This is a genomic window from Rhizobium sp. GW821-FHT14E12, from assembly GCF_058803745.1.
The window spans coordinates 160,616-174,101 of record NZ_JBXAPH010000002.1 but is presented as its reverse complement, the minus strand read 5'-3'; the positions used below and the strand labels follow the sequence as shown (position 1 = coordinate 174,101).

Annotated in this window: 11 protein-coding genes and 1 pseudogene; 7 read left to right on the top strand and 5 right to left on the bottom strand. The window is 60.3% G+C overall.

The features are described from left to right. Positions 1–39: 39 nt before the first annotated feature. Entirely contained in the window at positions 40–1,389 is a 1,350-nt protein-coding gene (gene dctA / locus AC1RO0_RS08980) for a C4-dicarboxylate transporter DctA (RefSeq protein ID WP_498592552.1), read from the bottom strand. A 226-nt stretch (positions 1,390–1,615) separates the two neighbouring features. Between dctA and AC1RO0_RS08975 the strand changes: the two genes are divergently transcribed. From AC1RO0_RS08975 to AC1RO0_RS08965, 3 genes are all read left to right on the top strand, one after another. After that, positions 1,616–2,830, top strand: a complete 1,215-nt coding sequence (locus tag AC1RO0_RS08975) for a LysR family transcriptional regulator (protein WP_498592551.1) — start codon at positions 1,616–1,618, stop codon at positions 2,828–2,830. 218 nt (positions 2,831–3,048) lie between these two features. After that, positions 3,049–3,936, top strand: coding sequence for an amidohydrolase family protein (locus AC1RO0_RS08970; protein WP_498592550.1), 888 nt, complete (start codon positions 3,049–3,051; stop codon positions 3,934–3,936). A gap of 372 nt (positions 3,937–4,308) precedes the next feature. Further along, on the top strand, positions 4,309–4,947 hold the full coding sequence (locus tag AC1RO0_RS08965) for a TetR family transcriptional regulator (protein ID WP_498592549.1): 639 nt from the start codon (positions 4,309–4,311) through the stop codon (positions 4,945–4,947). 182 nt (positions 4,948–5,129) lie between these two features. Here AC1RO0_RS08965 and AC1RO0_RS08960 read toward each other — a convergent pair whose 3' ends face one another. The 4 genes from AC1RO0_RS08960 to AC1RO0_RS08945 form a co-directional block, all read right to left on the bottom strand. Further along, on the bottom strand, positions 5,130–6,224 hold the full coding sequence (locus AC1RO0_RS08960; RefSeq protein ID WP_498592548.1) for a porin: 1,095 nt from the start codon (positions 6,222–6,224) through the stop codon (positions 5,130–5,132). Positions 6,225–6,832: 608 nt separating this feature from the next. Further along, positions 6,833–7,738 (bottom strand): bifunctional methylenetetrahydrofolate dehydrogenase/methenyltetrahydrofolate cyclohydrolase FolD, encoded by a 906-nt coding sequence (gene folD / locus AC1RO0_RS08955; RefSeq protein WP_498592547.1) that lies wholly within the window; start codon positions 7,736–7,738, stop codon positions 6,833–6,835. Positions 7,739–7,741: 3 nt separating this feature from the next. After that, positions 7,742–8,626: a formyltetrahydrofolate deformylase gene (gene purU, locus AC1RO0_RS08950; protein ID WP_498592546.1), complete on the bottom strand. Its 885-nt coding sequence runs from the start codon at positions 8,624–8,626 to the stop codon at positions 7,742–7,744. Positions 8,627–8,684: 58 nt separating this feature from the next. Next, complete coding sequence (locus tag AC1RO0_RS08945; RefSeq protein ID WP_498592545.1) at positions 8,685–9,491, bottom strand: 3-methyl-2-oxobutanoate hydroxymethyltransferase; 807 nt, start codon at positions 9,489–9,491, stop codon at positions 8,685–8,687. 347 nt (positions 9,492–9,838) lie between these two features. Between AC1RO0_RS08945 and AC1RO0_RS08940 the strand changes: the two genes are divergently transcribed. The 4 genes and pseudogenes from AC1RO0_RS08940 to AC1RO0_RS08925 all read left to right on the top strand — a co-directional run bounded on the left by AC1RO0_RS08940 (position 9,839) and on the right by AC1RO0_RS08925 (position 13,476). After that, positions 9,839–10,936: an ABC transporter substrate-binding protein gene (locus tag AC1RO0_RS08940; protein WP_498592544.1), complete on the top strand. Its 1,098-nt coding sequence runs from the start codon at positions 9,839–9,841 to the stop codon at positions 10,934–10,936. Next, a complete protein-coding gene (locus AC1RO0_RS08935; RefSeq protein WP_498592543.1) occupies positions 10,933–11,967 on the top strand; it encodes a FecCD family ABC transporter permease in 1,035 nt (344 codons plus the stop codon). The genes AC1RO0_RS08940 and AC1RO0_RS08935 overlap by 4 nt, the downstream gene beginning before the upstream one ends. Next, positions 11,957–12,742: an ABC transporter ATP-binding protein gene (locus AC1RO0_RS08930; RefSeq protein ID WP_498592542.1), complete on the top strand. Its 786-nt coding sequence runs from the start codon at positions 11,957–11,959 to the stop codon at positions 12,740–12,742. Before AC1RO0_RS08935 ends, AC1RO0_RS08930 begins: the two co-directional genes overlap by 11 nt. Then, positions 12,739–13,476 (top strand): annotated as a pseudogene (locus AC1RO0_RS08925) (molybdate ABC transporter substrate-binding protein). The gene AC1RO0_RS08930 and the pseudogene AC1RO0_RS08925 overlap by 4 nt, the downstream one beginning before the upstream one ends. Positions 13,477–13,486 lie beyond the last annotated feature (10 nt).

Sequence of the window (13,486 nt, the reverse complement as noted above, 5' to 3'; positions counted from 1 at the left end):
GTCCCGATTGCAGGGGTAAGCCACCCGATATGTCCTTGATCACGCGGCGGCGAGGTGTCGGCGCCGCTGGGACGCCGTACCGATCGTCTCGGCGAGGCGGGTTTCGTCGATCGCCCCTTCCCACCTGGCAATGACGATCGTCGCCAGGCAATTGCCGATCAGGTTCACGAAGGTCAGCCCCTCGGCCAGAATGCGGTGGATACCCAGGATAAGCGCGATACTTGCAACGGGGATGATACCCGTGGTGTTCAGCGTCGCCGCCAGCACGACGAATGCGGCACCCGCCACGCCGGCCGCACCCTTGGAGGTCAGCAACAGCACTGCGATCAGACCAAGCTCGTGCCAAAGGGTCAGATGCGTGTTCGTCGCCTGAGCCAGAAATACCACCACCGTCGTCAGGTAAAGGCAGGTGCCGTCGAGATTGAACGAATAGCCGGCGGGCACGACGAAGCCGACGACGCTCTCCTCGCAACCCACGTCCCGCATCTTCTGTATGACGCGCGGCAGCACCGTCTCGGTGGAGGTCGTCGCGGCGACGATCACGATCTCCTCACGCATATAGACCAGTAGCTTCCAGAGGCTGACGCCCACCCAGCGCGCGACCAGCCCGAGCACGATCACCGTGAAAAGCGCACAGACGATAAAGAACTCCACAATCAATTCGCCGAGCGCCAGCAACGACCCCGATCCGAAGCGGCCGACCGTGAAGGCGATCGCACCGAAGGCGCCGATCGGCGCGAAATACATCACGTAGCCGACGATCTTGAAGAAGGCGCTCGACAGGCTTTCGATCAATGCGAAAGCCGGCTTTCCACGCTCGCCGATCGCAGCCAGCGCGATCCCAAACAGCACCGAGACGAACAGAACCTGGAGTACTTCGCCCTCGGTGAAGGCGGAGGCGTAGGTCTTGGGGATGATATGGAGCAGGTAACCGGAGATGCTCTGCTCATGGGCAGTCGCAATATAGCTGGCGATCGCCTTGGTATCGAGCATCGCCGGATCGATATTCATATCCGCGCCCGGCCGCCATAGATCGGCGGCCACGAGTGCGAAGACGAGCGCAAAAATGGTGATCGCCTCGAAATAAATGATCGACTTCAACGCGAGCCGGCCAACGCGCTTCATGTCCGTCATGCTGGCAATGCCATGCACCACCGTACAGAAGATCACCGGCCCGATCATGATACGGATGAGCGAGATGAAGGCATCGCCGAACGGCTTCATCGAGGCTCCGAATTCCGGCCAGAAATGGCCGACAATCACGCCCGCCGCCGTGCCGATCAGCACCTGGAACCAAAGCTGGCCCGCAATACCGAAACGCGTCGACTTGGGCGTCAACGGCAGCGTCTTCACGTCATCCTGCTTCGCACTTGCGAGACCGTCCATCATCTCTCCTCCCCCATTTCATGTTTCCTCGATCGAAGACACCGGTGATCGAACAGCCTGCTGTTCGCACCATCTTCCACTCCCACCGCCTCGCCCCGAGCGGATATTCGCAGAATCCTCACCCGCCGAAGCCCTGCCGGCGAGCAATCCTCCTATAGCTGCCTGCCATTGCTCCGCGACGCCACACGGAATCTTGCCCTGGATATAAGCTGCTGCTATAGATGCTCACATGGTTTCCACCTTCGATTTGAGTTTGCGCCACCTCGATGCGGCATTGGCGGTGCTGCGCCAAGGGAGCATCAGCGGCGCTTCCGCTGCCGTGAACCTCTCCCAACCGGCATTGACGCAGGCGCTGGCCAAACTGGAAGCGCTGCTTGGCCAGCGTCTTTTCGATCGCCAGCCGAGCGGCGCGTCTCCCACGCAGGCAGGCCACCTCTTCCTTGCCCGCGTCGAACGGGGGCTGGAGCGCATCATCGATAGTGGGCGCCGGCTGCGCCGTTCAGCGCGGCTGAAGCCGATCGCCTATCTGGAACGCCTGGTGTCCATGGGACAGCTTCATGCGCTGGCCGCGGTCGAGAAGGCCGGCAGCTATTCCCTGGCCGCCCGTGAAATTGGCCTCTCCCAGCCATCCGTGCATCGGGCAGTAAAGGAATTGGAGGCAATCCTCGGCTTGCCCCTGGTTTTCCGGGCGGGCCGATCCATGCGGCCGACCCCGGCGGGTATGCGGCTGGTTTCGGCGATCCGGTTGATGGCGGCGGAGCTTCAGGCTGGTTTCGACGAGTTGGCCGCGCTGGAACAGGCGGGCGCCGGTACCATCAGGATCGGCGCTCTGCCCCTCCCGCGGGCTGGATTGCTGCCGGAGGCGCTCGCCGGTTTCACGCGGAATCATCCCTATACCGCCATCACGATCATCGAAGGGCCTTATTCCGATCTACTGGCGGCGCTGCGTGGTGGAGAAATCGACATGGTGGTCGGCGCGCTTCGCGATCCCGCGCCGACGCGCGATATCCTCCAACGACCTCTGTTTGAGGACGACCTGTTCATTGTCGCGCGATCTCGCCACCCGCTTGCCGGATCCAATGATCCGAATCCAGCAGACCTGGCCAATTATCCCTGGGTGATCGGCGCGCAGGGCTCGCCCATGCGCGCGCGGTGGGAGGCGCTGTTCACCGAATCGGAGCTGCCGGCGAAGCGTATCGAATGCAGCTCCATCCTGATGGCGCGCTGGCTCCTGCTGGATGGCGACTGGCTTGCCCTGATGTCCACCGACCAATTCCGGATCGAGCAAACATCAGGACTGCTCGCGCCGATCGGAGGCCCCGTTCATGGCTCCCGCCGCCAAATCGGCGTAACCACCCGCGCCGACTGGCTGCCGACAGCCGCACAGGCCAACCTGCTGAGCGAATTGACCGCCGCCGGCGCGAAGCGATCTTCAGGAATTTGAATAGCCCCTGACCGCTTTCGATACGCCCGTGTGCCGACATTATGGGTAGAAACGGCGCGGGAGAGAGGATGACGATAGCTCTGATCGGATTTGGGGAGGCCGCAAAAGCCATTGCGAACCGCACCTCTTTTCCAAGACTTCGACGCCATTCTCCACACGACAGGAACATCCAGCGCATGATCATCGATCTCGACGCACAGTTTTAAGGTAAGCGGCCTATGAGTGCCTTCACGATGGACGCCGATTGGCTCAGCTTCGATCCCTCGCCCTCGAAGCCGGTCTTCCAACTGCCGGCCGGTGCGGTCGACGCACATTGCCATGTCTTCGGGCCTGGCGATGTCTTCCCCTATGCACCCGAGCGCAAATACACGCCCTGCGATGCCGGCAAGGACAAGCTATTCGCGCTCAGGGATTTCCTCGGCTTCGAGCGCAATGTGATTGTGCAGGCGACCTGCCATGGCGCCGACAACCGTGCACTGGTCGACGCGCTACGCGCCGCCAACGGGCGGGCTCGCGGCGTTGCAACGGTTCGCCCCGACGTGACAGAGGAAGCGCTTGCCGAGATGGATGCGGCCGGCGTGCGCGGTGTGCGCTTCAACTTCGTCAGACGGCTCGTGGATCCGAAGCCGGACGCCTATTATCGTGGCATCATTGAGCGCATCGCCCCACTCGGCTGGCACATCGTCATCTATTTCGAGGCTGCAGATCTTGAAGAGCGCTGGGATTTTTTCACCAGCCTGCCCACCACGGTCGTCGTCGATCACATGGGTCGGCCCGATGTCACGAAACCGGTCGATGGCCCGGAATTCGGGCGCTTCATGGCTCTGATGGAGCGCGACAATATCTGGTCCAAGGTCAGCTGCCCGGAGCGGCTCTCCAGGAGCGGCCCGCCGAACTATGACGATGTCGTCCCCTTCGCGCGTATTCTGGTCGAACGCTTCCCCGACCGCGTGCTGTGGGGCACCGACTGGCCGCACCCCAATATGAAGAACCACATGCCTGATGACGGGACTTTGGTCGATTTCATCCCCCGCATCGCGCCGACCCAGACGCTGCAGCGCAAGCTGCTCGTCGACAATCCGATGCGGCTCTATTGGCAGCTCTAGGTCTCGCTCGTGTCTGTTCGAGCGGCTTCTCGCATGATGCCCGTCCGTCGTGAACAAGGCCGGCAGTAAAGCCGGTGGATGTCGAAGCCGCGTAAACGCGAATCGCAGCGTTGGCCGCGCCGCTACCATCACATGCGCCGGCGGAACGGGCCAAGGTGGCGGAATTGGTCTTGCAGGAGCTTGAAAACGTCAGTTGTTGGACAGGAATACGAGACGCAGCCGCCTTGCAACCTAAAAAAGTGTGTGCGGCATGCGATAGTCGGTTGATGGTACGACACAAGCAATATTGTCAATAAAATAATCGACGTTATGACTATAATGTGGGGCTTCGGTCAGGGGGGCGCTTGGACGTTAGTTTCAGTGGAGAATTAGATGAGACGCACAAAGGAGGAGGCGGCCGAAACGCGACGTGTAATATTGCATTCGGCGGAAACGTTGTTTCTCGACAACGGATATGAAAATGTCACGCTGGAAGAAATAGCCGTCGCCGCTGGCGTCACACGCGGAGCAGTTCACTGGCATTTCAGAAATAAGCAGGGCCTTTTGCTTGCGATCCGCGACGAGGCGCGGCGGCCATTCCGGGAACTCGCAGAACGGATATCGCACGAGCACCCGCCCAATCCGCTCGAACTGGTCCTGGACACGATTTCGGCAATCTTCGCTGATCTTCAAGATGATCCACGTAGACGCGGAATGCTGAAGGTTATCATGTATCTCGATATGTCATTCGCGGACTGCGAAACAGACAGTGGCACATCTTTCCGGCATGAAATGCAGGAAAACTTTGCGAGGATTTTCTGTTCCATGAACGCGGCTGGCGCTTTGCCTCGTCCATGGACGCCGGAGACCGCTGCCTCCACATTGACTGCGGCAATCGGCGGACTGGTCTACGAATGGTCTCTCGACAAAGGCGACTTTGATTTGGCGCCTTGTGGGCAAGCCCTCATCAAAATGATCCTGACCGCCTGGTTTCCGAAACATGAGCTGGAGAACATGGCGGCGGCAACTTGAGATCGAATTGAGCCGATCGAAATCCAAGCAAGCCTGGCTGCAAGCGCTTAATTGAGAAGGATCCGGTAGGGAAAACCGGATCCTTCCTTCTTTGATCGGAGGTCAACCGATCAATGTGAGAAGCCTGGCGGATTGGAAACGACAGGCCTCTCTTATCCGGTACGAGGCCGGATAACTTTGGATTAGAAGCTACGCTGGAAGCGCAGAATACCAGCCCACTGATCCTTGTTGACAGAATCGAAGTCCGTGTAGGACACTTCCGGCGTGATCTGCAGGTTCTTGACCGGGTTGAACTTGACGTTCGTGGTCGCGGCAAAGATCTTGGAGTCGGTGTAGGCGAGCTGCAGGTTCCACTTCAGCTTTTCGTTGATCGGAACGCCAACGCCGCCCCAAACTGCCCAGTCGCCCCAGCCGCACTTCGACTCATCGTCAACAGGGCAAGCAGAACGATCGAGGTTCGTGCCGGCATACTTGTTCAGCTTGTTGCCATCGGTATTGTAGCCGCCCATCAAGAAGGCCGAGAAAGCGCCGAAGTCGGCATCGACACGAGCCTTGATAGCGCCTTCTTCGACGATGGAGTCATAGCCGCCGACGACCTTGAAGGACCATGCACCGGTCTTGTAGCCAATACCGGCAACAGCATCCGGAGCGTAGTGGTTCGTCTTGTCATCCACCCACCAGCTTGCGCCGTAGGAGGAGGTGTCCGAACCGCTGGAGTTGGAGTCTTCGACCGAGATCACAGCCGTGAAGCCGTTGCCGGCGTCATACTTGTAGGTCAACTGATTGAGTTCGTACGGACCGTCATAGATCACGTCGTCGTTGATAACGTCGCCGGCGTAGTCGGTGAACGAGATGTACTGCGAGTCAGCCTTACCGACGAGGAAGCCGCCGAGGCTGATATTGGCGAACAGCAGCTTCGTGCTGGTCGAATTGCCTTCTTCCCAGTCCCAACGGAAGACGGAGTTGGTCTTCAGCGGACCGTATTCAGTGTCGGTAGCCGTGTCGAGGCTCAATTCCGCGCGGGTGTGCCAGAGCGTACCCGTGCGGTTGGTCGGGCTGTAGGCATCGTACCACTTGCCTTCGGTACGAACCATGCCGCCGATCTTCAGGCAGGTTTCCGTGCCCGGAATGAAGAAATAGCCAGCGCCGTATGCGTCGCAGATACGAACGTATTCAAGCGGCTCCGGTTCAGCAGCGACGATAGCGTCGGCTGCATGTGCCCCTGAAACTGCGGCAAGCGAAGCAGCAGAGCTGATCAGAAGACTTTTCAAATTCATGGTGAACTCCTGGTTGTATTATGCACTTCAAGCGCTTTCACGAGCGCGGAGCTAGGTTTGCCGCCTTCGAAAGGCGGCACCCGGTAAATGCGATTGAATAAGCCCGCGATTACGTTCCCCACTGCCGGATCGAGGCCCATCGGGCCTCCTCCATCCCCTCGTGGCAACGGCATTGAAATGCCCCTACCGATCCGGCCGAATATTCGACCGCAAGACAAATTATGTCCTAACCATGACTTACAAACGGACGGTATGTTTGTCAATTATAGGAAGCGCGCTTTACCATCTGCCTGTGTCGCCGTTGCCAAAATGCAACTATCCGCATCACCATCGGTGCGGCTACTACCAATAATCAACGGGAATTGGGCCTGTCCGAACCGGGCACGGCAGTCCTCCGGCTAGCATGCCGCCCAGGGAATCGGAAAAGATAGTCGCCTCGGCGCGCGATTTGACCGGAAATTGTCCGGATGCCGCGCCAGGCTCGAATCAGCCAGCGACGATGAGCATCTTCTCGCCGGCATCTGATGCATCCGTTAGGATGCCGAATCCTCGGATTTAAGAAAGCAACCCGGAAGTATTCCGCTCTCTTGTCACTGGACGAGCGATTGTCAGAATTTCGGCACTGGTTTTCCAGCTGAACGATGAGCAGCAATGACGGTATTGGCCATCAGCATGGCGATGGTCATCGGCCCGACACCGCCCGGAACCGGCGTGATCACAGCGGCTACGTCGGAAGCCTCGGCAAAGGCGACATCACCGACAAGACGCGTCCTGCCCTCGCCGCGCTCAAGGGCGGCAATGCGATTGACACCGACATCGAGGACGGTAGCACCCGGCTTGATCCAGTCGGCCTTCACCATCTGTGGCTGACCAACGGCCGCCACCAGAATATCGGCGGTGCGGGTAATGGCCGGCAGATCCTTCGTTCTTGAGTGTGCCGTCGTCACCGTCGCATTGGCATTCAGCAGCAATTGCGCCATCGGCTTGCCGAACAGGTTGGAGCGGCCGATGACCACTGCATTCAGCCCCGACAGGTCCTCACCGTGGATACGCCGCACCAACAGCATGGCTCCGGCCGGCGTGCAGGAGATCAATCCGGTCTTGAGATCGCCGGTGGCAAGCTTGCCGGCATTGACCACATGCAGACCGTCGACATCCTTCTGAGGCCAGATCGACTGGATGATCGGCTCCGAGTTCAGGTGCTTGGGCAGCGGCAATTGCACCAGGATGCCGTGGATGGATGGGTCTTCGTTCAGCGACTGGATGAGCTTTGCCAGCTCAGCTTGCGTCGTCTCGGCCGGCAGCGTGTGCTGGATCGATTTGAAGCCACATTCCTTGGCCATCCTGCTCTTCGAGGTCACATAGCTGTGGCTGGCCGGATCGTCACCGACGATCACCACCGCCAGACCGGCCCTCGTTCCGGTATCTCTTTCCAGAGCAGACGTTGCCGTCTTCACCGCCTCGATCACCGAAGCCGCCACCTGCTTGCCGTCAATCACGGTTGCCGCAGTCATGATTTACCCCATCCGCTCGGAAGCATAGCTTCCCGGGCTTGCCGGGAAGACGATGGTGCGGTTGCCGTTGAGGAAGGTGCGGTAGTGGATATGGGCATGGATGGCGCGCGCCAGCACCTGGCTTTCGACATCCCGGCCGATCGAGACGTAATCGTCCGCAGACTGCGCATGCGTGATCCGCGCCGTGTCCTGCTCGATGATCGGACCTTCGTCCAGATCGGCCGTGACATAATGCGCGGTTGCCCCGATCAGCTTCACCCCACGCTCATAGGCCTGCTTGTAGGGGTTTGCCCCCTTGAAGCTCGGCAGGAAGGAATGGTGGATGTTGATGATCCGGCCCGACATCTTCTGACACATGGAGTCAGACAGGATCTGCATATAGCGTGCGAGCACGATCAGTTCGGTGCCGGTCTGCTCCACCACATCCATGATCCGGGCTTCCGCCTGCGGCTTGTTGGCCTTGGTCACCGGAATATGGTGGAAGGGGATGTCGTGATTGACCACCACCTTCTGATAATCGAAATGATTGGAGACGACACCGACGATATCGATCGGCAGTGCGCCGATCTTCCAGCGGTAGAGCAGGTCGTTGAGGCAGTGACCGAAGCGCGACACCATCAGCAGCACCTTCATGCGCTTCTGGGTGTCATGGATCTCGGCTTCCATCTCGAACGTCTTGGCGATCGGCTTGAAGCCCTCGACCAGCGCCTCCTGTCCCACCCCTTGTTCGGAGATGAAGCTCACCCGCATGAAGAACTTGCCGGTATCCAGATCGTCGAACTGGCTGGAATCGACGATGTTGCAGCCCTGGTCGGCCAGATAGTTGGCGATCGCCGCAACAATCCCGCGTGTCGATTGGCACGATACCGTGAGTACATAATGCGTCATGCTATTCTCATCCGCTTGAAATTCATCGACATGTTGTGAAGGGTTGCAGGCTGCATCCCTATCGGCCGCCATCGGCCAGAAGCCGCAGAAAAGCCTGCAGTTCCTCGTCCTCGATCGAAACGAGGTGTTGCCTTTCCGGATACGCGCCCGAGCGAACATCCGCGGCAAACTCGCTGAACGCGGCTATGCGCTCACGCTGCAACCGCTCATACTCGACAGCAAAGTTGCGATACTTTTTCGCGTGGCGCGGATAGTGGCCATCATGGCTGCCGAGCACATCGTCCGCAAAAAGATACTGCGCATCGCAGCCGCTACCCGCCCCCATCGAGATCATCAGCATCGACGTATTCCGGCTGATGGCTTCGGCGACACCACCCGGCACCACCTCGATCTCCACGGCGAAGGCACCGGCCTCTTCCAGCGCCTTGGTCTGCCGCCAGACCTCAAGGGCGCTCGCTACCGTCTTGCCGACGGCGCGGAAACCACCTGTCCAGGTCGCCTTGGACGGAATAAGGCCGACATGGCCGCAGACCGGAATGCCCTCCTCGCGCATCCGCCGGATCGTCGACAAGCCGGCGGCGCAATAGACCGCATCGCCACCGGCCTTCAACGCCTTGAATGCCTCGCGCATGTATTCTTCCGCCGAGACGTAGTCGCCATATTCGAGACCGGGAATGGCAAAGGGCGTGGGAGCGACCTCGCGGAAAGCCGGGCCGAGCAGCGCCGGCGGCACGGACACGATATCGATCCCCGCCTGCTCGGCCGCTTCAGCCTCCGCCAGCGACGTCACGCGCAACATGGTAAGCTGTCTGTTGCCTTTCATCGCCAGGAGATCGGCGACGGTCGCGCGACTATGTTTTTTCATGGAATTTTCCTCGGAAAGAGATGGGGCCATTCACACGGCAAGCGGCGATTGCGCGTTCCGCGATGTATGCAAAAAGGTAACGGACACGGAGGCCGCAAACAGGCAGCGGTCGCCCTTCCTCATCTCGATCATTCCAGCCTCCCGCGATGCGCAAAATGCGTGCCTTACCTCTTGGCCCAAAGGATAGGCCGGGTTTACATCGGCCTCAATGCGAGCATGATGGAATCTATCAGAAACCATCAAATCTCCATCTCATGAATGATGGAATACATCATCTGCTTATCTCCATCTTCATGACCAGCGAAATATTCATCGGGATATAACGTCGTTGTATCCGTCCGGATATCATGCTAGCGGTCGACCTCTTCCAGGAGGACCTCGTCTTGAGCCGCAGCCGTATCGCATTCATCGCCAAAATCACCTTTGTGATCAGCAGCTTATTGCTCGCGACTCCCGCCCTTGCGGATCGCGTCGTGACCGACCAGATCGGTCGTCAGGTGCATGTCCCGGATACCGTCAACCGCGTCGTCATCCTGCAGCACCAGACGCTCAATATTGCCGTCCAACTCGATGCGATGGACAAGGTGGTCGGCGTGCTTGACGAGTGGAAAAAGCAGCTCGGCGCCAACTATGTGCGGCTCGCGCCGCAACTTCCGAAGCTTGCCATGCCGGGCGGCCTCACCAAGGTGAACATAGAGGAGCTGCTGAAGCTCAAGCCCGACGTGGTCTTCGTCACCAATTATGCGCCGGCCGACATGGTAAAGCAGATCGAGGATGCAGGCCTACCGGTCGTCGCCATTTCGCTTCTTGACGTACCGCCACAGGAAGCGGTGAAGCTCAACCCGCGCGTCAAGGACGAACCCACCGCGATTGACGCCGGGTTTGCGATGGGCGTGCGCCTCATCGCCGATATTCTTGACCGCAAGAACAAGGGCGAGGAGATGATCGCCGCCGCCAAGAAGACCCGCAAGCTCATCGCCGACCGCCTCGCCGATCTCCCTGACGACAAGCGCGTGCCGGTCTATATGGCCAATCCCGACCTCACCACCTATGGCCACGGCAAATATACCGGCCTGATGATGGAGCGCGCCGGCGCAAGGAATGTCGCGAACGGGATCGCCGGCTTCAAGCAGGTGTCGATGGAGGATGTGCTCACCTGGAACCCAGCCGTGATCTTCGTGCAGGAGCGCTATCCGGCCGTGGTCGACGAGATCAAGCAATCGGCGCCCTGGCAGACGATCGATGCCGTCAAGAACGGCAAGATCTATCTGATGCCCGAATATGCCAAGGCCTGGGGATATCCGATGCCGGAAGCCATGGCGCTCGGCGAACTCTGGATGGCGAAGACGCTTTATCCCGACCGCTTCACGGATATCGACATGCAGGCGCAAGCGGACACCTATTACAAGGAATTCTACCGCACAGATTATCGCCCAGGCCCATGAGCCGGGACGTGTTTTCGCCCCGCTCGCCTCGGGTGGTCATCGCTAGCCTGATCGCCATGCTCGTCGTCGTGGCGATCGGGTCCCTCGGCGTCGGCCGCTATGACATCTCTTTCGCCCGGGTGGTGCAAATTCTGCTGGCCACGGTCCTTCCGCCGGAGACGCCGGTAACGCCGACCGAGGCGAACGTCGTCTTCACCGTGCGCCTGCCGCGCATCCTGCTTACGCTGCTTTCGGGCGCGGGTCTCGCGCTCTCTGGAGCCACGCTGCAGGGCGTCTTCCGCAATCCGCTTGTCGGCCCGCAGGTCATGGGCGTCTCCTCCGGCGCGGCCTTTGGCGGCACGCTCGCCATCCTCCTCAGCCTCTCGCGGGCGGGCCTGCTCGCAACCTCGTTCGCCTTCGGGCTATCGGCCCTTGTCCTCGTCTATGCACTGAACGGCATTGTGGCGCGGCGCAACATTCTGGCGCTGGTCTTGGCTGGCGTGGTGATCAGCGGCTTCTTCGGCGCGCTCGTCAGCCTCGTTCAGTATATAGCCGATACGGAAGACAAGCTGCCGGCGATGGTGTTCTGGCTGCTCGGCAGTTTCGCAACGGCCAATTGGGAAAAACTCACCCTTATCGCCGGCCCGGTCTTCATTGGCAGCATCCTGCTTTTGGGCTTGCGCTGGCGTATCAACCTTCTGTCGATCGGCGACGAAGAGGCGCGTGCCCTCGGCGTTCGCGTCGAGCCGCTACGCTGGCTGATCCTCATCCTCGTCTCGTCGATCGTTGCAGCGCAGGTGGCCGTCAGCGGCATCATCGGCTGGGTCGGCCTCATCGTGCCGCATATGGCGCGAATGCTGGTCGGCTCCGACCATCGGGTGATGATGCCCACCTCGCTGATCATCGGCGCGTTATACCTGCTTGTCATCGACGATGTCGCGCGCACCGCGACCGGCACGGAAATCCCGCTCGGCATTCTCACCGCGCTGATCGGAACGCCGATCTTTGTGCTTGTCCTGTGGCAAACCCAAAGAGGCACCCGTGGCATCTGATCAGGCAACACTATGGATCGAAGCCGCCAGCCACTCCCATGACGGCATGCGCTGGCAGTTCCGCGATCTCGACCTCGATCTGAAGGCGGGCGAGATTGTCGCCATTCTCGGTCCCAACGGCCGGGGCAAATCGACGCTGCTGCGGGCCCTTGCCGGCCTTCTGAAGCCGACATCCGGCAAGCTGGGGCTGAACGCACGCACAGGTTTCGTACCGCAGGAGTTCTCCGGTTCTTTTGCCTATTCGGTGCTGGACGTGGTGCTGATGGGCCGCGCCCGGCACATTGCGCTGTTCCAGACGCCGCGCAAGATCGATATCGAAAAGGCGATGGAGGCACTGCGTACCGCGGGGATGGCGGATTACGCATCTCGCAATATCAACACTCTTTCCGGTGGCGAACGGCAGCTCGTCCTGATTGCCCGTGCGCTCGCCGGCGAAAACGTCGTCTTGCTCCTCGACGAGCCGGCCTCGGCGCTCGACCTCAAGAACCAGGATGTCGTGCTGTCGCTGCTCGGCGAACTGGCGGATCGCGACAATCTCGCCATCGCCTTCACCACGCATCAGCCGAACCACGCGCTGGCGGTCGCCGACCGCTCACTGCTGATGCTCGATCGGGCGCGTATCATCGTCGGGGAAACGGATGAGGTGGTCAATGAGACCAATCTCGAGGATCTCTACGGCATTCCGGTGCGCTCCGCACGTCTGGGCGGCGACCGGGAAATCGCCTCCTTCGTGCCGCTGTTCCGCCAAAGGGATCGGAAAGGAAGACATCTATGACCAAGCCTGCTCGGCCCTTAAGCGTCCTGTCGGCAGGCAGCATGCGGAATGCTTTCCCGGCGATCATCGCGGCATTCGCCGCGCTGAATGATACCCCCGTCTCCCTGACCCTCGGCCCCGCCGGTCTGCTGCGGGAGCGCATCGAAGCCGGCGAGCATTTCGATCTCTTCGCCTCGGCCAACATGGCGCATCCTCGCCATCTGGCGACACAGGGGATCAGCGACGAGGCGATCTGTTTCGCTCGCAACAGGCTTTGCGTGCTCGCGCGCAGCGACCTCGGCCTGACGACCGCGAACCTTCTCGACGTCATCACAGATCCGAGGGTCAAGATCGGCACATCGACGCCAGGGGATGACCCCGCCGGCGACTATGCCTTCGAGGTCTTCGACCTGATCGAGGCCAAACGTCCGGGCCTTGGCGAGCCTCTCAAGGCCCGCGCCCGACAATTGGTCGGCGGACGCAACTCGCCGCCGACGCCGCCCGGCAAGGGCGCTGGCTGCCTGATCACCGACGGTGAAGTCGATCTCTTCATGAGCTATTATTAAAATGCTCGGTTTTCGAAGCATGATCCGGCGCTCAGCGTCGTCGTACTTCCGGAGGAGCTCTCGCCGATCATCGAGTATGGTGTGACGGTTCGCAAAGGCGCCCGCGCTGAAGCTGGGCAACTCCGGGATTTTCTCTTGTCCAGCGATGGCCAGCAAATCTTGGAGCAGAATGGGTTTGAGCCCGTATAAGCATGGCGGC

Bases quoted from the DNA above. Each gene is read 5' to 3' on its own strand.
- AC1RO0_RS08975 (WP_498592551.1), top strand. From the start codon at position 1,616: ATGGTTTCCACCTTCGATTTGAGTTTGCGCCACCTCGATGCGGCATTG.
- AC1RO0_RS08970 (WP_498592550.1), top strand. From the start codon at position 3,049: ATGAGTGCCTTCACGATGGACGCCGATTGGCTCAGCTTCGATCCCTCG.
- folD (WP_498592547.1), bottom strand. From the start codon at position 7,738: ATGACTGCGGCAACCGTGATTGACGGCAAGCAGGTGGCGGCTTCGGTG.
- AC1RO0_RS08945 (WP_498592545.1), bottom strand. From the start codon at position 9,491: ATGAAAAAACATAGTCGCGCGACCGTCGCCGATCTCCTGGCGATGAAA.
- AC1RO0_RS08940 (WP_498592544.1), top strand. From the start codon at position 9,839: ATGCTAGCGGTCGACCTCTTCCAGGAGGACCTCGTCTTGAGCCGCAGC.
- purU (WP_498592546.1), bottom strand. From the start codon at position 8,626: ATGACGCATTATGTACTCACGGTATCGTGCCAATCGACACGCGGGATT.
- dctA (WP_498592552.1), bottom strand. From the start codon at position 1,389: ATGATGGACGGTCTCGCAAGTGCGAAGCAGGATGACGTGAAGACGCTG.
- AC1RO0_RS08935 (WP_498592543.1), top strand. From the start codon at position 10,933: ATGAGCCGGGACGTGTTTTCGCCCCGCTCGCCTCGGGTGGTCATCGCT.
- AC1RO0_RS08965 (WP_498592549.1), top strand. From the start codon at position 4,309: ATGAGACGCACAAAGGAGGAGGCGGCCGAAACGCGACGTGTAATATTG.
- AC1RO0_RS08960 (WP_498592548.1), bottom strand. From the start codon at position 6,224: ATGAATTTGAAAAGTCTTCTGATCAGCTCTGCTGCTTCGCTTGCCGCA.